This is a genomic window from Flavobacterium dankookense (assembly GCF_004362665.1).
Lineage (GTDB): Bacteria > Bacteroidota > Bacteroidia > Flavobacteriales > Flavobacteriaceae > Flavobacterium > Flavobacterium dankookense.
In genome coordinates, this window is sequence record NZ_SNXR01000011.1 from 436,693 (window position 1) to 458,126 (window position 21,434).

General features: G+C 32.6%; 21 protein-coding genes. 9 read left to right on the plus strand and 12 right to left on the minus strand.

Going from position 1 to position 21,434, the window contains the following annotated elements:
• Positions 1-23 precede the first annotated feature (23 nt).
• Positions 24-1,121 (minus strand): 3-phosphoserine/phosphohydroxythreonine transaminase, encoded by a 1,098-nt coding sequence (serC, locus tag BC748_RS03225; protein ID WP_133532018.1) that lies wholly within the window; start codon positions 1,119-1,121, stop codon positions 24-26.
• A 124-nt stretch (positions 1,122-1,245) separates the two neighbouring features.
• A complete protein-coding gene (locus tag BC748_RS03230; RefSeq protein ID WP_133532019.1) occupies positions 1,246-2,304 on the minus strand; it encodes an acyl-CoA reductase in 1,059 nt (352 codons plus the stop codon).
• A gap of 175 nt (positions 2,305-2,479) precedes the next feature.
• Here BC748_RS03230 and BC748_RS03235 point away from each other — a divergent pair, with 175 nt between their 5' ends.
• From BC748_RS03235 to BC748_RS03275, 9 genes are all read left to right on the plus strand, one after another.
• Complete coding sequence (locus BC748_RS03235; RefSeq protein ID WP_133532020.1) at positions 2,480-2,830, plus strand: 4Fe-4S dicluster domain-containing protein; 351 nt, start codon at positions 2,480-2,482, stop codon at positions 2,828-2,830.
• 73 nt (positions 2,831-2,903) lie between these two features.
• Complete coding sequence (locus tag BC748_RS03240; protein WP_133532021.1) at positions 2,904-4,061, plus strand: hypothetical protein; 1,158 nt, start codon at positions 2,904-2,906, stop codon at positions 4,059-4,061.
• A gap of 69 nt (positions 4,062-4,130) precedes the next feature.
• Positions 4,131-5,225, plus strand: a complete 1,095-nt coding sequence (gene ychF, locus BC748_RS03245) for a redox-regulated ATPase YchF (protein WP_133532022.1) — start codon at positions 4,131-4,133, stop codon at positions 5,223-5,225.
• Positions 5,226-5,228: 3 nt separating this feature from the next.
• Entirely contained in the window at positions 5,229-5,936 is a 708-nt protein-coding gene (locus BC748_RS03250; protein ID WP_133532023.1) for an outer membrane beta-barrel protein, read from the plus strand.
• 308 nt (positions 5,937-6,244) lie between these two features.
• Complete coding sequence (locus BC748_RS03255) at positions 6,245-6,916, plus strand: TIGR02117 family protein (RefSeq protein WP_133532024.1); 672 nt, start codon at positions 6,245-6,247, stop codon at positions 6,914-6,916.
• A gap of 138 nt (positions 6,917-7,054) precedes the next feature.
• Entirely contained in the window at positions 7,055-8,911 is a 1,857-nt protein-coding gene (locus tag BC748_RS03260) for a DNA topoisomerase IV subunit B (protein ID WP_133532025.1), read from the plus strand.
• Between the two features lie 8 nt (positions 8,912-8,919).
• A complete protein-coding gene (locus BC748_RS03265; protein WP_133532026.1) occupies positions 8,920-9,330 on the plus strand; it encodes an HI0074 family nucleotidyltransferase substrate-binding subunit in 411 nt (136 codons plus the stop codon).
• Positions 9,330-9,635 (plus strand): nucleotidyltransferase domain-containing protein, encoded by a 306-nt coding sequence (locus tag BC748_RS03270; RefSeq protein WP_133532027.1) that lies wholly within the window; start codon positions 9,330-9,332, stop codon positions 9,633-9,635. Before BC748_RS03265 ends, BC748_RS03270 begins: the two co-directional genes overlap by 1 nt.
• Before the next feature lie 10 nt (positions 9,636-9,645).
• On the plus strand, positions 9,646-12,360 hold the full coding sequence (locus BC748_RS03275; RefSeq protein ID WP_133532028.1) for a DNA gyrase/topoisomerase IV subunit A: 2,715 nt from the start codon (positions 9,646-9,648) through the stop codon (positions 12,358-12,360).
• Positions 12,361-12,398: 38 nt separating this feature from the next.
• Here the strand turns inward: BC748_RS03275 and BC748_RS03280 are convergent, their stop codons facing one another.
• From BC748_RS03280 to BC748_RS03325, 10 genes are all read right to left on the minus strand, one after another.
• Complete coding sequence (locus tag BC748_RS03280) at positions 12,399-12,968, minus strand: hypothetical protein (protein WP_133532029.1); 570 nt, start codon at positions 12,966-12,968, stop codon at positions 12,399-12,401.
• Positions 12,965-13,450 (minus strand): RNA polymerase sigma factor, encoded by a 486-nt coding sequence (locus BC748_RS03285; protein ID WP_133532030.1) that lies wholly within the window; start codon positions 13,448-13,450, stop codon positions 12,965-12,967. Before BC748_RS03285 ends, BC748_RS03280 begins: the two co-directional genes overlap by 4 nt.
• 1 nt (position 13,451) lies before the next feature.
• Positions 13,452-14,288: an alpha/beta fold hydrolase gene (locus tag BC748_RS03290; RefSeq protein ID WP_133532031.1), complete on the minus strand. Its 837-nt coding sequence runs from the start codon at positions 14,286-14,288 to the stop codon at positions 13,452-13,454.
• A 318-nt stretch (positions 14,289-14,606) separates the two neighbouring features.
• Positions 14,607-15,380 carry a TerC family protein gene (locus BC748_RS03295; RefSeq protein ID WP_133532032.1) on the minus strand — a complete coding sequence of 258 codons (774 nt, stop codon included), beginning with the start codon at positions 15,378-15,380 and terminating at the stop codon, positions 14,607-14,609.
• Between the two features lie 34 nt (positions 15,381-15,414).
• The gene (locus BC748_RS03300) at positions 15,415-15,786 is read right to left on the minus strand and encodes a DNA topoisomerase IV (protein WP_133532033.1); all 372 of its coding nucleotides are present in this window, start codon (positions 15,784-15,786) and stop codon (positions 15,415-15,417) included.
• A 192-nt stretch (positions 15,787-15,978) separates the two neighbouring features.
• Positions 15,979-17,379, minus strand: coding sequence for a tRNA uridine-5-carboxymethylaminomethyl(34) synthesis GTPase MnmE (gene mnmE, locus BC748_RS03305; RefSeq protein ID WP_133532034.1), 1,401 nt, complete (start codon positions 17,377-17,379; stop codon positions 15,979-15,981).
• A gap of 140 nt (positions 17,380-17,519) precedes the next feature.
• Complete coding sequence (gene dnaN, locus BC748_RS03310) at positions 17,520-18,638, minus strand: DNA polymerase III subunit beta (RefSeq protein ID WP_133532035.1); 1,119 nt, start codon at positions 18,636-18,638, stop codon at positions 17,520-17,522.
• 62 nt (positions 18,639-18,700) lie between these two features.
• Positions 18,701-20,380, minus strand: coding sequence for a gliding motility-associated ABC transporter substrate-binding protein GldG (gldG, locus tag BC748_RS03315; RefSeq protein WP_133532036.1), 1,680 nt, complete (start codon positions 20,378-20,380; stop codon positions 18,701-18,703).
• On the minus strand, positions 20,380-21,105 hold the full coding sequence (gldF, locus tag BC748_RS03320; RefSeq protein ID WP_133532037.1) for a gliding motility-associated ABC transporter permease subunit GldF: 726 nt from the start codon (positions 21,103-21,105) through the stop codon (positions 20,380-20,382). Before gldF ends, gldG begins: the two co-directional genes overlap by 1 nt.
• A gap of 30 nt (positions 21,106-21,135) precedes the next feature.
• A complete protein-coding gene (locus BC748_RS03325; protein WP_133532038.1) occupies positions 21,136-21,432 on the minus strand; it encodes a putative quinol monooxygenase in 297 nt (98 codons plus the stop codon).
• Positions 21,433-21,434 lie beyond the last annotated feature (2 nt).

The window sequence follows — 21,434 nt, forward strand, 5'->3', positions numbered from 1 at the left end:
TTAATGTTTAATTTAAACTGTATTTATTGTTGTGCTATTTGTGATTGGTTGATTATCACTTCTTCTAGTTTTTTCATTACATCAACTAGTACTTGAACGCTTTCTAGAGGGAGAGCATTGTACATAGAAGCACGATAACCACCAACAGAACGATGTCCAGGAAGACCAGAAATTCCCGCTTCTTTCCACATTTTGTCAAAGGTTTCTTGATGTTCAGGATTGACTAATAAGAAAGTAGCGTTCATGTTGCTTCGGTCTTCTACATTTGCCGTTCCGATGAATAATGGATTTCGGTCGATTTCGTTGTAAAGTAACGCTGCTTTCGCTTCGTTAATTTTTTCAATAGTAGGAATTCCACCTTGATTTTTTAACCATTGTAAAGTTAGTAAACAAGTATAAACCGCAAAAACTGCTGGTGTATTGTACATGCTTTCCGCTTTGATGTGTTTTTCATAATCCAAAATACTCGGAATTGCTCTTCCAGATTTTCCAAGAATTTCTTCTTTTACAACAACTAAAGTTGTTCCTGCTGCACCCATATTTTTTTGAGCTCCAGCATAAATCAAATCAAACTGAGAAAAATCTAAACTTCTTGAAAAAATATCCGAACTCATATCACAAACTACTGGAACATTTGTTTTTGGAAACGATTTCATTTGCGTTCCAAAAATAGTGTTGTTACTCGTGCAGTGAAAATAATCCGCATCTACAGGAATAGTAAACTCTTTTGGAATATGACTATAGTTTTCTTCCTTCGATGAAGCTACAATCAAAGTTTCTCCAAATAATTTAGCTTCTTTAATAGCGTTATTCGCCCATGTTCCAGTATCTAAATAAGCCGCTTTTCCATTAACTTTCATAAGGTTGTTTGGCACCATCAAGAATTCCAAACTTGCTCCACCTTGAAGAAACAACGCCTGGTATCCTTTCCCTTCAAGTCCTAGAAGTTCTAAAACCAATGCACGAGCTTCGTCCATCACGGCAACGAAATCTTTACTTCGGTGTGATATTTCGAGGATTGACAATCCTGAATTGTTGAAGTTTAAAACGGCTTGGGCTGATTTTTCAAATACTTCTTGTGGAAGGATGCATGGTCCGGCGCTATAATTATGTTTTTTCATGGTTTGATTTTCAAAAAATTAAAGATGCAAATTACGGAAACTAGTGCAATATAACCGATTTTTATTTTCTTGTAAATCAATTGTATTATTAACGAAAACGGTTTCGTTGATAAGATTTGTTATTTTAAATCGACAACAAAAAAGCTATTGTATCTACATTATCTGCATAATCCCAAAGTTCAGGTTTTTGGGTTTTTCCAAATGGAATGCTATTTTCTATACTTTCTTTAGAAACAATGCATTGAATTTGTTCGGTATCATTTTTTAGTTGCGATTTTAGCACTTCAATATCGTCATAATATTCATAAAACACTGATGAGATAGGCGAGGCGTAACTGCTGTCTTCTTTCAAAGTAAGAAACTCATTGTCTAATAATTTGAAATTGCTCATTAAGAAAACGGCTTTGTTGTAGTCGTAATTGTTTGAGTATTTTTCGTAATAAATCACGTCTTTGTACTCGTAGATGGCTTCGAAGAAATCTTTAAAATCATAATTTCTCGGGACAAATAATTTGGAAACATTTCGGCAACCTAGACCAAAATAGCGGAAGATGTCTTCGCCAAGGTTTATTAATTCTTCTTTTGTTTCATTGCCAGTTAAAACAGCAACGGAATTTCGGTTTTTGCGAATGATACTTGGTTTGTCTTTGAAATAGAATTCAAAATAACGCGCTGTGTTGTTGCTTCCGGTTGCAATCACAGCATCAAAGTTTTCTAGCTTTCCATCGGTAAAGTTGATGTGGCTTTCTATTTCAGGGTTTACAGTTATTAGATATTTTGCTAGGAACTTAATTAAATGTTGGTCGTTTGAAGATGTTTTAACCAAAACATTATGACCGGAAATCAATACGGAAAGAAAATCATGAAAACCAACTAAAGGAATATTTCCAGCAAGAATTAATCCAACGGTTTTTGGTTTCGCTTCTTGGAGATTATAGTTTGATAACCATTTGTTTAGTTTTTCTTCTGTTAACGCATTTGCCCATGATTGAACAGAAAAGCAAACTTGTTCAGGTGTAAACCAGCCATTGTGTGATTGCGAAAGTTGAATTAAATCGGCAAAACCATCAAAATGCAAATCGTTGTGTAGTACAGTTTCGTTTTTTGTATAGTTTTCGAATGAAAATTGACTTAAAAAACGACCTAATTCAATAAAACATTTTTTTTTATCGATTTGTAACATTTGTTTATTTGTTTATGAATGGTTTTGATTGTAATTTTGCACAAAAATAAGACAATAGAAAATAGATTAAAGAGAAAAGATGTAATTTTCAAAAAAAAGATATTATTTCTTTTGATAAAAGTGAGCATCTAGAATCTGATATTTAATATCTGAAATTTAATATTTAAAATTAGCTATGGCAATCATAATAACAGACGAATGCATCAATTGTGGAGCATGTGAACCAGAATGTCCAAACACAGCTATCTATGAAGGTGCTGACGATTGGAGATATAAAGATGGAACAAAACTAAGAGGTAAGGTAATTTTACCTGATGGAACTGAAGTTGACTCTGATGCAGCTCAAACTCCAATTTCTGATGATATTTATTATATCGTTCCGGGTAAATGTACAGAATGCAAAGGATTTCATGAAGAACCACAATGTGCAGCTGTTTGTCCAGTGGATTGTTGTGTTCCTGATGAAAATCATGTAGAAAGTGAAGAAACACTTTTAAACAGACAATCATTTTTACATAATGAATAAAAATTTTCCCTTCTAGTTCAGAAGGGATTTTTTTTTGAATTTTTTTTTGTTAATTTGTTAAAACAAGTTACAAATGAGGAAAGTAGTACTCTTACTTTTTATTTCTCTTCAATCATTGATTTTCGCACAATCAGCCGAAAAATCGATTATTTTACTCGATGCAGATACAAACCTTCCCATTGAAGATGTCACAGTTTATATTATTAAGACAAAACAAACTTTATTGTCAAATGTAGAAGGAAAAGTAACTTTTACACTTTCGGGCACATCTAATATTCAAGCGACGCATTCTTCTTATGTTAGCGTTACAGTTCGTTCAACAGCCTTATTGAAAACAGATAACATTATTTATCTAAAGAACAATACTAAAGATTTGGATGAAATTATCATCACCAAACAGCATCCGCAAAAAATTCTTAAATCTATCGTTGATAATTCAATAAAAAAGTTAACCGTTCCAGCAAGATTGAAAGTATATTCGAGAGAGTTTTTTAAGCTTAATGGAACCTATTCTTATTATAACGACGGATTGCTGAATTTTCAGCTTTACGGCAAGGATAAAAACTTTAAAAGCAATATTTTAGTTGAGCAAAACCGTTCGATGGGATTGATTAATGAAGAAATAAGCGGTGATGTTTTAGGCTATAATTTGAACAACATAATGGAAAATTATTATAATTTTAAATACTTAAATCCAATTTTAGAACCAAAAGCTAAAAAAGAGTATGATTTTTTGATTAAAGTTTACACAGCAAATAAAAACTACTACGCAATTACAGCATCACCATTAGAAAATTCAAAAGGACTATTGGATGATTTTACGATAATTTATGACCCAACTAAAAAGTTGATTGTTGAAATCAATTCAGCAATTTCTCCAATGACTTTAGCTCGAAATAAAGACAAAAAATCGATTGGTTCTAGGAATGTTTATAAATCGTTTTTTAAAACAATTTACCGAATAGATAGTGAAAATTATTATTTAGTTAGTTCAAAGGAAGAAATTGGTTTTGAGAGAGTTGATAAAAATAATAAAACTACAGATATTGAAGTTCGAAATTATTTTGTAACCACCAATTTTAGTAATCAAAACTATACTTACAAAGAAAGCGAGGTATTTAAAGACAAAACACTTTTCAATAAAAAAGACGTTGTCCTAACGGATTATTGGAACGTTTCTGGATTAACTGCAACAGAAGAAGAACTAGAAATAATTAATAAAATTGAATAGTCATTTGATTTTATTATGGATTTAGATTAATAGAAGTATATTTGCAAACTTTTAAAAATTACTTCAAAAATGAAAGCAGGAATTGTAGGATTACCAAACGTTGGAAAATCAACGCTATTTAATTGTTTATCAAATGCTAAAGCGCAAAGTGCTAACTTTCCGTTTTGTACAATCGAACCAAATATTGGCGTAGTAAACGTTCCCGATCCAAGAATCAATAGATTAGAAGAATTAGTTAAACCACAAGCAGTTCAAATGGCAACGGTCGATATTGTTGACATTGCAGGTTTAGTAAAAGGCGCAAGTAAAGGCGAAGGTTTAGGAAATCAATTTCTTGCAAATATTAGAGAATGTAACGCAATTATTCACGTTTTACGTTGTTTTGATAACGATAATATCGTTCACGTTGATGGCAATGTAAACCCAATTCGCGATAAAGAAACTATTGATATCGAGTTGCAATTAAAAGACTTAGAAACGGTTGAAAAACGTTTAGAAAAAGTAAATCGTGCAGCCAAAACAGGAAACAAAGAAGCACAAGCTGAAAAAGCACTTTTAGATAGAATTCGCGAAGCATTATTGCAAGCAAAATCGGCTCGTACTGTAATTCCTCAAAACCAAGATGAAGAAGTTTTGATGGAAGAATTTCAGTTAATCACAACAAAACCAGTTTTATATGTTTGTAATGTGGATGAAAGTGCAGCTGTAAACGGAAACAAATATGTGGACCAAGTTCGTGAATTAGTAAAAGACGAAGATGCCGAAGTGATTATTCTTTCCGTTGGAGCCGAAGCTGATATTACTGAACTAGAAAGCTACGAAGAACGCCAAGTTTTCCTTGAAGATATGGGATTAACAGAACCAGGTTCGGCAGTTTTAATTCGTGCCGCTTATAAATTATTAAAACTACAAACGTATTTCACAGCTGGAGTAAAAGAAGTTCGCGCTTGGACAATCAATATTGGCGATACAGCACCAAAAGCTGCCGGAGTAATTCACACCGATTTTGAAAAAGGATTTATCCGTGCCGAAGTTATTGCTTTTGAAGATTATTCAACTTTAGGATCAGAAGCTAAATGCAAAGAAGCTGGAAAACTTCGCGTAGAGGGAAAAGAATACATCGTGAAAGATGGCGATGTGATGCATTTCCGTTTTAATGTGTAGGAGATGAATAAACTTTTTGCATCTTTAATACTAACGGTCCTTTGTTGTAATTCAAGTTTTACTCAAAGTAAACACCAACTTGGATTTGTTTTCGGACCTAATTATTTTAGTTTAAGAGGTTCAGATTTTCTTGATGAAACAAAATCAAACTTTGGCATTTCTTATGGTGTTTCATATGAATTCATTTTAAATAATCGTTTGTCTATTGTTACCGGATTATCATTTGAACAAAAGCAAATTGATTATAATTCAAAATCTGAATATTACTATGTTAGTGAGGTGGGACAAATTTTACCTCTAGAATATTCTTTTGAAACCAAAAACAAATATCAGTATTTTACATTGCCACTATTATTAAAATATAATTTTGGCAAAAAAAACTTGTTTTTTATTAATGGAGGTTTATTTATTTCGTCATCTGGAAAGTACCATAAGTCTTCAAAAATAACAAGTGAGATATTGTATAACTATCCAATAAATGTTGAAAAAAATAATTTTCCATTTGCGGATGATATGAGTGGAGTTGATTATGGAATTTCTTTGGGAGTTGGAAAATCATTTAGATTAAATTCAAAAACTAAATTATCTGTAGAATTGAGAGACAATTTTGGATTAGTCAATATAATTCAAGATTTCAATCAATCTGGAGAAAATAATACTATAAAAACAAACACTTTAAATTTAATTACACAATTGTCATTTGATTTATAAGATAGATATATTTCATAAAACCGCAGAGGAAATTTTGCGTTTTTTTTGTGCCTTTTTCCAGCTTTTCATTCCAAGATTTTTTGTTTTGCGCCATTTTCTAAAAAATAAAATGAGCTTCCTTTGGTCGCTATTTTATTTTAAGAAAATCAGGCAGCAAAACTGCAAAATGCTTTCCATTTCAATCTGGGGCAAACTAATTTAATCGCCAGTTTTGTCATTTCGACGAAGGAGAAATCACAATCTTTAGGTTTCAAAAATAAACCTCATTTTTTGGCATAAAATTTGACTGACCATCGAAAACCATAACCATGAAAATCATAAAAAAACTTCTTAAATACGTCGCCATTTTCATTCTAGTATTGATTTCTTATGTTTTGATTATGCTTTCGTTACCTTTAATTTCTGTCAATGACGAAGTAACAGAAAATCAAAAAGAAATTCCAATCTATATTTTAACCAACGGTGTTCATACTGATATTGTTATACCATTAAAAAACGAACATCAAGATTGGAGTAAACAATTAAAATTCGAACATACTATTGCAAAAGATACCACTCATAATTATGTTGCTTTGGGTTGGGGCGACAAAGGTTTTTATTTAGAAACGCCAACTTGGGCTGATTTAAAAGTCCGTACAGCGTTGAAAGCCGCTTCAGGATTGAGTTCTACCGCAATGCATGTTACATTTTATAAAACCATGAATGAGAATGCTTCTTGCAAAAAGTTGTTGATTTCTCCCGAGAATTACACCAAATTAATTTCTTTTATCAATGAATCATTTCAATCCAATTCTGGCGAATTTCTAAAAATTGAAACCAATGCCGTTTATGGAAAAAATGATGTGTTTTATGAAGCTAACGGAAGTTATTCGCTGTTTTATACTTGCAATTCTTGGGCAAATCTAGCCTTAAAAGCAGCCAATCAAAAAGCAGCACTCTGGACCGTTACCGATAGCGGAATTTTTCGTCATTATCCATAATTTTTGTCAATATCATTCTTAATAACTTCTTTTTCCACAACTTCAAAAAACGCTCGTTTTCCACTATATTAGCACACCCGAGGTTTGTATAGAAAGCACAAACCGAACTGAACGTAGTTAAAATCGATAGTTTTTAAAATGGCTCAAGAAACACAATACAACGAAGATAATATTCGTTCACTCGACTGGAAAGAACACATCCGAATGCGACCAGGAATGTACATCGGAAAGCTAGGCGATGGTTCTTCGCCTGACGATGGTATTTACATTCTCCTCAAAGAAGTGATGGACAACTGTATCGATGAGTTTGTAATGGGTGCAGGAAAAGTGATTGAAGTTACTATCAAAGATAAAATGGTAACCGTTCGCGATTATGGTCGTGGAATTCCGCTTGGAAAAGTCGTTGACGTAGTTTCCAAAATGAATACAGGAGGAAAATACGACTCCAAAGCGTTTAAAAAATCGGTTGGATTGAATGGTGTTGGTACGAAAGCCGTAAATGCATTGTCCAATTATTTTCGTGTAGAATCAGTTCGTGATAACCAACAAAAAGCAGCCGAATTCTCCGCTGGAAATCTTACTCTCGAAGAAGATGTTGTTGAATCTACCAAACGCAAAGGAACAAAAGTTTCTTTCGTAGCCGATGAAACCATTTTCAAAAATTACAAATACCGAAATGAGTATATCATCAAAATGCTCAAAAATTACTGTTATTTAAATCGTGGTTTAACGATTTATTACAATGGTGAAAAATACGTTTCGGAGTTTGGTTTAAAAGATTTATTGGAAGAAACCATCACCGAAGAAGACATGCAATATCCAATCATTCATCTCGAAGGTGATGATATCGAAATTGCTTTAACGCACAGTAAATCACAATATTCTGAAGAATATCATTCGTTCGTAAACGGACAAAACACAACGCAAGGCGGAACACATTTGGGTGCTTTTCGTGAAGCGATTGTAAAAACGATTAAAGAATTTTATAACAAACCTTTTGAAGCTTCGGATATTCGTAAATCTATTGTTTCTGCAGTTTCTGTAAAAGTAGAAGAACCCGTTTTTGAAAGTCAGACCAAAACCAAATTAGGTTCAACCGATATTGGTCCGAATGGTCCATCAGTGCGAACTTTTGTAAACGACTTTATCAAAACCAAACTCGATAATTTTTTACATAAAAATCCCGAAACAGCCGATTTATTACTTCGTAAAATCCTTCAAGCCGAACGTGAGCGTAAAGAATTATCCGGAATTAGAAAATTAGCCAAAGACCGAGCCAAAAAAGCTAGTCTTCACAATAAAAAATTGCGCGATTGTCGTGTGCATTTAACCGATGCCAAAAATCCACGAAGTTTAGAAAGTACGCTTTTCATCACCGAAGGAGATTCGGCTTCGGGTTCGATTACTAAAAGTCGTGATGTGAACACACAAGCCGTTTTCAGTTTGCGTGGAAAACCGTTGAATTCCTATGGAATGACGAAGAAAATTGTATACGAAAACGAAGAGTTTAACTTGCTACAAGCTGCTTTGGATATCGAAGAAGATATGGGCGATTTGCGTTACAACAATATCGTAATTGCAACCGATGCCGATGTCGATGGTATGCACATTCGCTTGTTGTTGATTACGTTTTTCTTGCAGTTTTTCCCAGAATTAATTAAAGACGGACATTTATACATTTTGCAAACGCCATTATTTCGTGTGCGAAATAAAAAAGAAACGATTTATTGCTACAGTGAACAAGAACGTGTTGACGCTATCGAAAAATTAAAACCAAAACCCGAAATCACCCGATTTAAAGGTTTGGGAGAAATTTCACCCGATGAGTTCAAGCATTTCATTGGCGAAAGCATCCGATTGGATCCAGTTATGTTAGACAAAGCCACAAGTATTGAAACACTTTTAGAGTTTTATATGGGTAAAAATACACCAGACAGACAAGATTTTATCATCAATAATTTGAAAGTGGAATTGGATGTAGTGGAGAAAAATTAATTAAGAATATGGATAATCAAGACATTCGATGGAAACAACGTTTTGATCATTTTTTAGGAGCATTAAAGCAATTAAAGAATGCAAATGTGTTACAGAAACAAAGAGCTTTTACAGAATTGGAACTTCAAGGTGCTGTACAAGCTTTTGAAGTTACTCAAGAGCTTTCTTGGAAAGTAATGAAAGATTTTTTAGAAGCTCAAGGAAAAACCGACCTTTTTGGAAGTAAAACCGTCGTGAGAGAAGCATTCAATGTAGGATTAATATCTAATGGCGAACATTGGCTAAAGACAATTGAAAGTAGAAATAAAACCTCTCACATTTATGATGAAATCGAGATTTTAAAAATACTTGAAATTGTTTTTAATGAATATTTACCCATTTTTATCGATTTTGAAACCAAAATGAAAACCTATTTATAATGTTCGGATTGTATCCAAGCTCATATAAACAAATACTTTCAATTTTTCAAAAACATGAAAATATTGAAAAAGTCATTATTTATGGTTCAAGAGCAAAAGGAAATTACAAAGAAGGTTCGGATATCGATTTTACACTTTTTGGAAATTTAAATTATGATGATTTAATAAAATTGAAACACGAATTTGAAGAAAGTACAATTCCGTATTTAATTGATATTTCTATATTTAGCGATTTACAATCCAAAAGTTTGATAGAACACATTAATCAGGTAGGAAAAATTTTTTATAGCAGATCTGAAAAATAATTCAGCATAAATGAAAGACGAAGAAGATAACATCAACGAAGAAGAAAGTAACGACGAGTTGAATGACTCTACAAACGATGATTCCTTAGAAGAAGGTTTTGAAGACGTAATTCGTCCTTCAACAGGCAGTCATTTTTATGAAAACGATGAAAATCCAGAAGATACCATCACCAAAGTTACAGGAATGTACAAAGATTGGTTTTTGGATTATGCTTCCTATGTGATTTTGGAACGTGCAGTTCCTGCCATTGAAGATGGTTTCAAACCGGTTCAACGTCGTATTATGCATTCCATGAAAGAGTTGGACGATGGTCGTTACAATAAAGTAGCGAATATCGTTGGGCATACGATGCAATATCATCCGCACGGTGATGCTAGTATTGGTGATGCTATGGTGCAAATCGGACAGAAGGATTTGATTATCGACATGCAAGGAAACTGGGGAAACATTTTGACTGGCGATAGTGCTGCGGCTTCACGTTACATCGAAGCGCGTATTTCGAAATTTGGTCATGATGTTTTGTATTCGCCGAAAATTACAAAATGGGGTGTTTCTTACGACGGTAGAAGAGCAGAACCAATTAATCTTCCGGTAAAATTTCCGTTGCTTTTGGCTCAAGGTGCTGAAGGAATTGCCGTTGGTTTATCTACCAAAATATTGCCACACAATTTCAATGAATTAATCGATTGTTCGATTAAAGTTTTGAAAGGAAAACCGTTTACACTTTTTCCAGATTTTCCAACAGCTGGAATTGCTGATGTTTCCAATTACAATGACGGAATGCGTGGCGGACGAGTTCGAGTTCGTGCTAAAATTGGTCAATTGGACAAACAAACCTTGGTAATTACACAAATCCCTTTTTCAACTAATACTTCAACTCTTATTGATAGTATATTGAAAGCCAATGAGAAAGGAAAAATTAAAATTAAAAAAATTGAAGACAATACGGCTGCCGAAGTTGAGATTTTAATTCATCTTCCTCCAGGTGTTTCTCCTGATAAAACGATAGATGCATTGTATGCTTTCACGGCTTGTGAAACATCGGTTGCGCCATTGGGTTGTGTGATTGAAAACCACAAACCGTTGTTTATTGGTGTTACAGATATGTTGAAAATTTCAACGCACAGAACGGTTGATTTACTCAAACGTGAATTGGAAATCCAATTGGATGAACTCGAAAACAAATGGCATTTCTCTACTTTGGAAAAAATCTTCATTCGAGAAGAAATGTACATCGATTTCAAATTATATTCTGATAGAGAATCGTTGAATGTTTATATGTATGAACGTTTCAAACCGTTTTCAAAATCGTTTGTTAGAGAAATTAATGATGACGATTTGCAAAAATTAACGCAAATTCCAATGATTCGTATTACACGTTTCGACTCGGATAAAGCCGATGATGCTATTGCAAAATTGGAAGCTGAAATGGAAGAGGTGAAACATCATTTGGATCATATTATTGATTATACCATTGATTTTTTCCAAAAACTAAAAGACAAATACGGTAAAGGTCGCGAACGTCAAACGGAGTTGAGAAGCTTTGATAATATTGAAGCGACAAAGGTAGTTTTGCGAAACACTAAACTTTATGTAAACAAAGAAGAAGGTTTTTTTGGAACAGGTTTAAAGAAAGACGAATACGTTGCGGATTGTTCTGATATTGATGATGTTATCGTGTTTCTGCGCGATGGGAAAATGATGGTTTCTAAAGTAGATGACAAAAAATTCGTTGGAAAAGACATCATTCACATTGCAGTATTTGATAAAAACGATAAACGTACGATTTACAATATGATTTATCGCGATGGTAAAAATGGTTCGGCGTTTATCAAACGTTTCAATGTTTCGGGAGTTACTCGTGATAAATTTTATGATTTAACACAGGAAAAAGCAGGTTCGCAAGTGCTTTATTTTTCGGATAATCCAAATGGTGAAGCGGAAGTAATTTCGATTTTGTTGCGTCAAGTTGGAAGCATTAAAAAATTGAAATGGGATTTGGATTTTGCTGAAATAGCCATTAAAGGAAGAGCTTCAAGAGGAAATACAGTTACTAAATATCCAATTAAGAAAATTGAACTGAAGGAAAAAGGAATTTCCACGTTGCGACCAAGAAAAGTGTGGTTTGACGATACCGTTCAACGATTGAATGTAGATGGACGAGGTGAATTGCTTGGCGAATTTAGACCAAATGACCGATTGTTGTTAATTAATCAATCGGGGAAATTGAAAACGATTATACCAGAATTGACTACGCATTTTGATGAAGATATAGTTGTAATGGAAAAATGGAATCCAAAGAAACCGATTTCAGCCATTTATTACGACGGCGAAAAAGAACGTTATTTCATCAAACGCTTTTTGGTTGAAAACGAAAACAAGGAAGAAATCTTTATTACGGAACATGAAAAATCACAATTAGAAATTGTTTCTACCGATTGGCGACCAGTTGCTGAAATTGTTTTTGCTAAAGTAAAAGGTGTTCAAAAAGACAATCAAACTATTGATTTAGAACAATTTATTGCGATTAAAGGAATTAAAGCTTTAGGTAATCAATTGACTGCGGATAAACTAAAACAAGTGAATTTGCTAGAATCATTACCGTTTGAAGAGCCAGAAGAAGAGCAACCAGAACAAATGGAAGTAACGGATGAAACTACTATTTCTGAAGATATTCAAACGGAAACGGGTGATGATGGTCAGATAACATTATCATTGGAATAATTGTACTAAAAAGCCTTTCAATGCGAAAGGCTTTTTAATTATTCAATATTTTTTAAAAATGATAAAATGCTCATTTCATGTTTTAACTTTCTGCGTAGAAAAAAACCAAATACGATTAAAAATCCGTAACCGCTAACTAGCAGATAGATAAAAAAAGGTGTAGAGAATTGTTTATAAAACGTTGGTATTAATAGCGAAAATCCGATTGTATAAACTATATAAATTATTGGCGTTGCTATGAAATGAATACTTTTCCTCCATTTGTAAAATGATGCTGCATTTTTACTATATTCTAATAACGATGTTTCAATCTTTAAAGCATTAAATTTTTTAATACTTATCAATTCTAAAATAATTCGCAAAAGCATTGTACAAATCATTAAACTTAATCCTGTTGTGAAAATTGTAAATGAGTATTTAGCTATCCAAATAAAATAAGCGATTAAAAGTACAGTAGTAGTCCCAATAATTGCTATAGTTCCTATATGATTTGACTTTATCTTTTTTATGTGGTTTTCACCTTTTTTTATTAATTCTGCACTAGTTTTAGTGATATTCGATGCGGGTTGTTGATTCCAAATATCTTGTAAATTTTCAAATGTTTTCATAATTGTGTACATTGAGTTAAACTTTTTTTAATTCGATGAATTCTCACTCTGAGCGTTTCCTCGCTTAAACCTACTACATCAGCTATTTCTTTGTATTCAATTCCTTCTAAAATCATTAGAATGATCATCTTACCAGTTTCATCTAATTTTTGAATACAGTCATACATTTTTTTCAATTGTATTTCTTTTTCATCGGAATAGTTTTCTTCTGTTTGAATTGGAAAAAATTGAGTGGCTATCTCTTTTTTAGATTTTTCTTTTCGCAAATAGAGTAAGCAAGTGTTTACGGTTATTCTATAAATCCAGGTACTAATACTCGATTCTTTTCTAAATGTTTCGAGTTTTTGCCACACTTTAATAAAAATTTCCTGTGTTGCATCGTCTGCATTATTGGTGTCACCATTGAAATATCCTTTGCAAAGTCGGAATACTTTATGATAATGGTCAATAAAGATTTGATTGAACTGTTCTTCTTTTTCCACTTTACTTTAGCGCTAGTTTTACGTTTTTGATAAACCAATCAGGCTGATCATACATTACAAAGTGAGCTGCATTTTCAGCATAATATATTTGTACAGAAGGTAAATTTTGGTATTGAGATGTGTAAGTACTTTTTACAATATCTAAACCAAGGGATGTTGCAGCTAAAATTACAACAGGAATTTTAATTTTTGAAATTTCCTTTCTCAAATCCAAGTTTAGCATATCAATATAGCCGTGTACATATGTTTTTCGGTCCGCCATATTCATCCAAGAAGTAATGATTTTATGTTTTTCTTTATTTAAACACATAAAAGGTATAGATTGTGAATTCATCGCTTCAAAACTGTTTTTATCCATTTCAAGCATCATTTTGCTTTGAGGATTATCATATTCAATGATTTCACCGTTATAATTTGGTATCATTAAAGCTGCTGATGCAGGTAAAGCATCAACTAAAATTGCTTTTTTAAACAGCTCCGTTTCGGATGATGCTAGCCAAAGACTTAGTGTTCCACCTAAACTATGTCCTAAAAGTGTGGGTTTGTTTAATTTTTTATCTTTTACATAACTTATGAGTTCATTTTTTATTGTTGTAAACCATGGTGTTTCAATTGGAGGTACAGTTCCAAAACCTGCAAAAGTAAAAATATGACATTCATTTGTTTTTGACAATTCTTCAACAGTTTCATTCCACAATTCACCAGTACATCCAAAACCAGGAAATAATAAAATTGGTTCGCCTTTACCTTTTACAGAAACAGAAAAAGACTTTTGTGCAGTTGAAAATTGGGTACTTAGTAAAGTTAGAACTACGAGTAACACTAATTTTGTTTTCATGATATTTTTTTTTAAAGTTTCACTTTGGATTCAATAGTATTTAAATTGTTACATAATTTTTTAAAATTATTTTTGAGCTTATCCAAAAACACTATTTGTTTATTTATATGTTTTTATTGAAATTATCCAAATTGGTAGTATTTATCGATAGTGTTTAGGACTAGAAAAAAGTACAAATAGAAAAAAAATACTTTTTAGCCCCGATTGAAGAGAAAATAAAAAAACCTTTCTGGTGTTCAGAAAGGTTTTTTTATTGTAACGAAAAGCGGGAATTGCATTTACTGATAAATCCCGAGCGATTCGCTTCTAATTTTTATTTTAGTGTTTCTTTTTACGCATTTTCATGTTGATGAATTCCACCGCAAGCGAGAACGCAATGGCAAAATAGAGGTAACCTTTTGGTACTACGCCAACGTGTTGACCAGCCAATGAAGCATTGGATAAATGCATACTTTCTGTGATTAGCATAAATCCAATGAGGATTAAAAATGCCAAACCAAGTACTTGTATTGAAGGATTGGAATTGACAAATTTTCCAACTGGAACGGCAAATAGCATCATTACGCCAACTGAAATTACAACAGCTGTAACCATAATATATAACGCACCTTCAACGCCATTGGTCATTCCAACTGCGGTTAGAATGCTATCGACAGAGAAGATTAAATCGATTAATAAAATTTGAACAATCACGCTGCTAAATGATTTTGCTGCTGATGTTTTTAGGACTTTCTCTTCTTCGCCTTTGTGATCAACTTTTTCGTGGATTTCTTTGGTGCTTTTATAAATCAGAAAAATTCCACCTAGCAAAAGAATGATAGCTTGACCTGTAAAACTAGCGCTAAACCAACCCCAATCGATGCTAAACCATGGTGCTTTCATGGCTATTAAAACAGTTATTCCAAATAATAGCGCAATTCGCATGAACATGGCGAGAAATAAACCAATTTGGGTGGCTTTTTTGCGTTTTTCTTCGGGTAATTTTCCTGTTACTATGGAAATGAATATGATGTTGTCAATTCCAAGAACAATTTCTAAAAATGTTAATGTTAATAGCGCAATCCAAGCGTCGGGATTTAAGAATACTTCCATGAGTTTAATTTATGTTTATGTCGATTATACTTGATTATTCGATTTTTGTTACAATGCCACGTTGTTTTTTTGCATCGCCAACAAATGAATACTCAAAGGTATAGGAATTGTCTTTGGTGTACAAAATTTTCATACTTATTGCTTTTTTTTCTTGCATGGTTTTAGGATGCAGTTTTTCTAAAATAAACTCACAATCGTTTACCCAACGAACAGTTGCTGTGTCTGTTTTGCCGTTGAAAGTTTCAATTTGTAAATTTTCTGTTCGTGTGAAAATAGAAGTTTGTTTTTTGCCATCAATTTCTTGAGAAAACTCAAATTTTCCGATTTTAAAATCGGTGCATTTTCGTTCTTGGTCGTAGCATGAAGCTAATAGTAAAGCGAGTAGTAGTAGGGTTAATTTTTTCATTATGGATTAATTCTTAGAAGTAAGTTATGATTATAGCTAACGTTACTACAAATGTAAGGTTTAGAATAAATGCAGTTAGTAGATTTCTTGTTTTATTTTTTTCGGCTTGTTCGTCAGCTAATTTAGTTTTACAAAATTTGAAAATCCAACAATAAAAACCACCTAATAAGTTGTAAAAATCAGTGTTCATGATTATTTTCCGATACAGAAATTTGCAAAAATATTACCTAATAGTTCATCGTTGGTTACTTCTCCTGTGATTTCTCCAAAATAATATAACGCTTGTTTGATGTCAATTGCCATTAAATCAGAAGACAAACCGCCATCGAGACCAAAACGTACTTTTTGAATTTCTTCTAAAGCTTTTAGTAACGAATCATAATGTCGTGTATTGGTTACTATGGTTTCATTGTTTCGCAAAGCACCAGTATTGACAAAGGATAGCAGTTGACTTTTTAAATCCTCAATTCCGATGTTGTTTTTAGCTGAAATGGTCTGTAGTTTGACGTTCAGTGTTTCAAGTTGTTCCTTGATATTTTGAATTTCAGTTTCTGAAAGCAAATCAATTTTATTGATAACTACAACTAATGGTTTTAATGGAAATTGGTTTTTAATCTTTTCAATTTCTATGATATGTTCAGAGCTTTGAACTTTAAATTTTAAACTCTCAAACAAGTATAAAACGACTTGCGCTTGTTCAATTTTTTCAAATGTTTTCTTAATTCCGATACTTTCTACGACATCTTTTGTTTCGCGAATTCCAGCAGTATCGATAAATCGGAAACCAATTCCATCAATTACTAATTCGTCTTCAATGGTGTCGCGAGTTGTTCCAGCAATATCTGAAACTATAGCTCGTTCTTCGTTTAATAATGCGTTTAAAAGCGTTGATTTTCCAACGTTTGGTTCGCCAACAATAGCAACAGGAATTCCGTTTTTAATCACGTTTCCTACGGCAAAACTGTCAATCAATCGTTTTAAAACAAATTCAATTCGGGTTAATAATTCTTTGAATTGTGTTCTGTCGGCAAATTCAACATCTTCTTCCGCAAAGTCTAATTCGAGTTCAATAAGCGATGCGAAATTCAATAATTCTTCTCTTAATTTGGCAATTTCAGAACTAAATCCGCCACGCATTTGCTGCATTGCAATTTGATGTGATGCTTCATTATCTGATGATATTAAGTCTGCAACGGCTTCGGCTTGCGATAAATCTAATTTTCCGTTTAAAAAGGCACGCAAAGTAAATTCTCCAGCTTGAGCCATTCTACAACCTTTACGAAGTAACAATTGAATAATTTGTTGTTGAATATAGGTTGAACCATGACAAGAAATTTCAATGACATCTTCACCAGTATAGGAATTTGGGTTTTTAAAAATGGAAAGCAAAACTTGATCATACGTTTTTCCTTCGTCAACAATATGTCCAAGGTGTATGGTATGTGTATTTTGTGTACTTATTTTTTTTCCAGAAACGGATTGGAAAATACTTTCCGCAATAGGTAAAGCATTTTTTCCAGAAATTCGAATAACTGCAATTGCTCCTGCACCAGAAGGCGAAGCTAAAGCAACAATTGTTTCTTGTGAAATCATTTTTAAATTTTTACAAAGGTAAAATTTAGTGAGTAGTAATTAGTTAATAGTATGTAGTTTTTACTATTCATTATGCAAATATAAAAAAACCGTCTAGTTTTTATACAAGACGGTTTTCAATTAAAGTAAGGTTAGTTGATTTAATTGTTTAGCATAACTGGCATTACAAGCATGGTTACGGTTTCGCCTTCGTCTAAACCATCAATTGGTGTTAGAATTCCAGCTCTATTTGGCATAGACATTTCTAATTGAATTTCATCTGAAGTTAAATTCGTCAACATTTCAGAAAGAAAACGAGAGTTAAAACCAATTTGAATATCATCACCTTGATAATCACAAGTTAAACGCTCTTCAGCCTTGTTTGAATAGTCAATATCTTCGGCAGAAATATTTAATTCTGCACCAGCTATTTTCAAACGAATTTGGTGCGTAGTTTTGTTTGAGAAAATAGCAACACGACGAACAGAGTTCAATAATAAAACTCTATTAATCATTAGTTTATTAGGATTTTCTTTTGGAATAACAGCTTCGTAATTTGGATATTTTCCATCAATTAAACGACAAGTCAAAACGTAACTATCAAAAGAGAAAGTTGCATTAGAGTCGTTATAATCAATTTTAACTTCGGTATCGGTTGCACCAAGAATACTTTTAAGGATATTCAGAGGTTTTTTTGGCATAATAAAATCAGCTACTTCAGATGCTTTTACATCGGTGCGAGCATATTTTACTAATTTATGCGCATCTGTAGCTACAAAAATTAATCCTTCTGGTGAAAACTGGAAGAATACGCCACTCATTACTGGACGTAAATCATCGTTTCCAGCAGCAAAGATTGTTTTGCTGATTGCAGTTGCTAAAACATCCGCAGGAATAAGTGTTGTTGAAGGTTCGTCTAAATTTACTGATTTTGGAAATTCAGCACCTGGAGCATAAGCAATGGCATATTTTCCTGAATTAGAACTGATTTCAATCGTACTATTTTCTTCAACAGTAAACGTTAATGGCTGTTCTGGAAAAGTTTTTAGAATGTCTAATAACAATTTTGCAGGAACAGCTACACTTCCTTGACTTGTTGAATCTATTTCTAGCGTTGCAGACATAGTAGTTTCAAGGTCAGAAGCAGAAACGGTTAATGCTTTATTATCTAATTCAAAAAGGAAGTTATCTAGAATAGGTAAGGTGTTGCTACTGTTGATAACGCTACCTAGTACTTGTAGTTGTTTTAATAAGTATGAACTCGATACTATAAATTTCATTGGTAATTATTTTTTACAAATATATCTTAAACTAATAGATTTCAAAAAGTTTTTTATTAACATTACTTACTGTATTTTCGCTTACGCAAAAACGTAAAGAGTAATCCAAACACCACTAGGATAACTAGCGGTAAACCAACGGTTATTACTTGTGAATAAGTGTAATCTGTATATACTTTTTCTTTGTCCAGCATAGGTAAATCAACTTCTTTGCTTCGGATGTTGATAAGTCCAGTATCATCTAAAAGATAATTTACACAATTCATCAAAAATTCTTTATTGGCATATAAATTATTGGTCCATTTATCATAACCCAATTCTAGTGGTTGGAAGTTTTTATCCAATTGGTTTTTAATAATATCTCCATCTGAAATAACAATCATTTTATTGTCTTTTCCAATGCTGTTGAATGTATTGTCTTTGAAAGCTAAAACACGATTTTCATATACGGAATGAAATTTTCCTTCTAATAAAACGGCTACTGGAAAATTTCCACCACCGATAAATTCTTTTTGTTCCGGACGTTCTTCCACCATGTTTAGATTTACTTCTGATGGTGTTCCAATAAGTTTTGAATATTTTGACGATGTTAGTAAAACAGTTTTTTTAATGTCATTTTTTAGTGGTTCAATTGGATTGACAAATTCAAATTTTATGATATCCAAATTACTCACAATTGGGTTTGATGACTCGCTGTAAACTGCAGGAGAAAATAACCAAGGAAATTGCGTATACTGTGTTGCGCTTCCTCGTTGTCCAGTGGCTAAAGAAATTGGAGTAGCCATAATATCTTTTATCAAATCGGGTTTAATTCGAATTCCATATTTGAAAAATTGGTCGTTCAAATTCAAATCTCTAGGAAACGCTAGATTTTCTCCAGTTTGCATCAAACTGTCCATTTCCATGCTCACATGATCCATCAACCAAAGCGTTTTTCCACCATTAATAATAAATTGGTCAAGCACTTGTTTTTCAGAATCGGTAAAAACTTCGGTTGGTTTTGCAATAACAGCTAAATCATATTTTTTTAAATATTTCAACGTTTCAGTTGGATTTTTAGCAACTGAATCTAAAGTAAATGTTCCGATGTAATAATTATCGCGAACCGATTTCACAAAATCAGCAATTAAAATATCGTGTAATTCGCCATTTCCTTTTATGATAGCAACACGTTTTTGTTTTTCTTTAGAAACGGTATTGATGGCATTGGTAAAAGCATATTCAAGATGTTGAACCGAACTCACCACTTTATCAGCCGTCGATGCACCCATCATATTTTTCAGCAAAGGAATTTTTACACTTTTATTACCACAAGTAGCAATTGCCCATGGAAAAACAACTTCCTGGGTTTGTTGACCTTTGTCATTAACCGTAACATTAACAGGCATTAAACCTCTGTCGAGAAATGATTTTATGGTTTCATCTTTGTTATCTTCTTCTTCTAATGGATTGGCAAATTGAAAAATGATATTTGAATTCTGTGCTTTGAACTCTTCTAATAATTGTTGTGTTTCCGTTTGAAGTTTTTTGAATTCTCCAGGAAATTCGCCTTCCAAGAAAACGTCTATGTATACAGGTTCTTTTATTTCGTTAACAATTTGTAGCGATGTTTCTGAAAGTGTGTAACGTTTGTCAGCCGTTAAGTCAAAACGTTTAAAAATGAAATGCCCAGCAAAGTTAATTCCGATTAAAATGGCTAAAAGCGAAACTATTTTTTTGAAGTTGTTTTTTATAGTTTTCATTAAGATTTCAACGATTTTAAGTTAAACACAGTAAGCGATAGAAATAAAACTGAAACGGTAATAAAATAAATTACATCACGAGTATCTATAACACCACGAGCCATACTTTTGAAATGGTAATCCATACCAAATCGTGCAATTACATCCGATTGCGATTTTATAATAGTGGTCATTCCTTCAAAACCGTAATAAAAGAAAAAACATAAAAATACCGAAAGAATAAACGATACAATTTGATTTTCGGATAGCGTAGAAGTGAAAATTCCAATAGAAGTATAAGCAGCAACTAAAAATAAAAGTCCAAAATAAGAACCCATAATACTTCCCATATCTATATTTCCCTCAGGAATTCCAAGCGATGAAATCACATAAACATAAATCAATGTTGGAATAATAGCGATTACAATTAATAAAAAAGCACCAAGGAATTTTCCGTTAACGACTTGCCAAATCGATAAAGGTTTGGTTAAAAGTAATTCAATGGTTCCTTGTTTTTTTTCATCTGAAAAACTTCGCATAGTTACCGCCGGAATTAGGAAAATTAATATCCATGGCGAAAGTGTAAAAAACGGACTTAAATCGGCAAAACCACTTTGTAAAATATTGTATTCTCCATCAAAAACCCAGAGGAATAATCCGTTGAGTAAAAGAAAAATGGCAATAACTAAATATCCAATGGGCGAACCAAAAAAGGATTTAATTTCTCTTAATGCGATTGATTTCATTTATTTCTTATTGTTTTTACTGAATATTAATTACTGTAAACTGACAACTTTGTCAACACTCCAAGCTTCGGGTTTATCGTTGAATAATTTTTTGGTAAACGTCCAAACATCATCAAATAAAGCTGATTTTCTATAGTTTTCCAAATCTTCCTCGGTTTCCCAAAAACTGTATGTAAAAAAAATACACGGATTGTTTTTGTCTTGATATAATTCTAGATAACGATTTCCTGGCGAGTTTCGTATTTTTTCTTTGATTAAATTGAAGTTTTCCATAAATTTTGGAATATTTTCCTCATGAAAACTCATTTTTACTATACGGATGAACATAA

Bases quoted from the DNA above. Each gene is read 5' to 3' on its own strand.
- BC748_RS03270 (WP_133532027.1), top strand. From the start codon at position 9,330: ATGTTCGGATTGTATCCAAGCTCATATAAACAAATACTTTCAATTTTT.
- BC748_RS03230 (WP_133532019.1), bottom strand. From the start codon at position 2,304: ATGTTACAAATCGATAAAAAAAAATGTTTTATTGAATTAGGTCGTTTT.
- BC748_RS03235 (WP_133532020.1), top strand. From the start codon at position 2,480: ATGGCAATCATAATAACAGACGAATGCATCAATTGTGGAGCATGTGAA.
- BC748_RS03265 (WP_133532026.1), top strand. From the start codon at position 8,920: ATGGATAATCAAGACATTCGATGGAAACAACGTTTTGATCATTTTTTA.
- BC748_RS03300 (WP_133532033.1), bottom strand. From the start codon at position 15,786: ATGAAAAAATTAACCCTACTACTACTCGCTTTACTATTAGCTTCATGC.
- gldF (WP_133532037.1), bottom strand. From the start codon at position 21,105: ATGAAATCAATCGCATTAAGAGAAATTAAATCCTTTTTTGGTTCGCCC.
- BC748_RS03275 (WP_133532028.1), top strand. From the start codon at position 9,646: ATGAAAGACGAAGAAGATAACATCAACGAAGAAGAAAGTAACGACGAG.
- gldG (WP_133532036.1), bottom strand. From the start codon at position 20,380: ATGAAAACTATAAAAAACAACTTCAAAAAAATAGTTTCGCTTTTAGCC.
- BC748_RS03325 (WP_133532038.1), bottom strand. From the start codon at position 21,432: ATGTTCATCCGTATAGTAAAAATGAGTTTTCATGAGGAAAATATTCCA.
- BC748_RS03260 (WP_133532025.1), top strand. From the start codon at position 7,055: ATGGCTCAAGAAACACAATACAACGAAGATAATATTCGTTCACTCGAC.
- BC748_RS03250 (WP_133532023.1), top strand. From the start codon at position 5,229: ATGAATAAACTTTTTGCATCTTTAATACTAACGGTCCTTTGTTGTAAT.
- BC748_RS03295 (WP_133532032.1), bottom strand. From the start codon at position 15,380: ATGGAAGTATTCTTAAATCCCGACGCTTGGATTGCGCTATTAACATTA.
- dnaN (WP_133532035.1), bottom strand. From the start codon at position 18,638: ATGAAATTTATAGTATCGAGTTCATACTTATTAAAACAACTACAAGTA.
- mnmE (WP_133532034.1), bottom strand. From the start codon at position 17,379: ATGATTTCACAAGAAACAATTGTTGCTTTAGCTTCGCCTTCTGGTGCA.
- BC748_RS03280 (WP_133532029.1), bottom strand. From the start codon at position 12,968: ATGAAAACATTTGAAAATTTACAAGATATTTGGAATCAACAACCCGCA.
- BC748_RS03255 (WP_133532024.1), top strand. From the start codon at position 6,245: ATGAAAATCATAAAAAAACTTCTTAAATACGTCGCCATTTTCATTCTA.
- serC (WP_133532018.1), bottom strand. From the start codon at position 1,121: ATGAAAAAACATAATTATAGCGCCGGACCATGCATCCTTCCACAAGAA.
- ychF (WP_133532022.1), top strand. From the start codon at position 4,131: ATGAAAGCAGGAATTGTAGGATTACCAAACGTTGGAAAATCAACGCTA.
- BC748_RS03240 (WP_133532021.1), top strand. From the start codon at position 2,904: ATGAGGAAAGTAGTACTCTTACTTTTTATTTCTCTTCAATCATTGATT.
- BC748_RS03290 (WP_133532031.1), bottom strand. From the start codon at position 14,288: ATGAAAACAAAATTAGTGTTACTCGTAGTTCTAACTTTACTAAGTACC.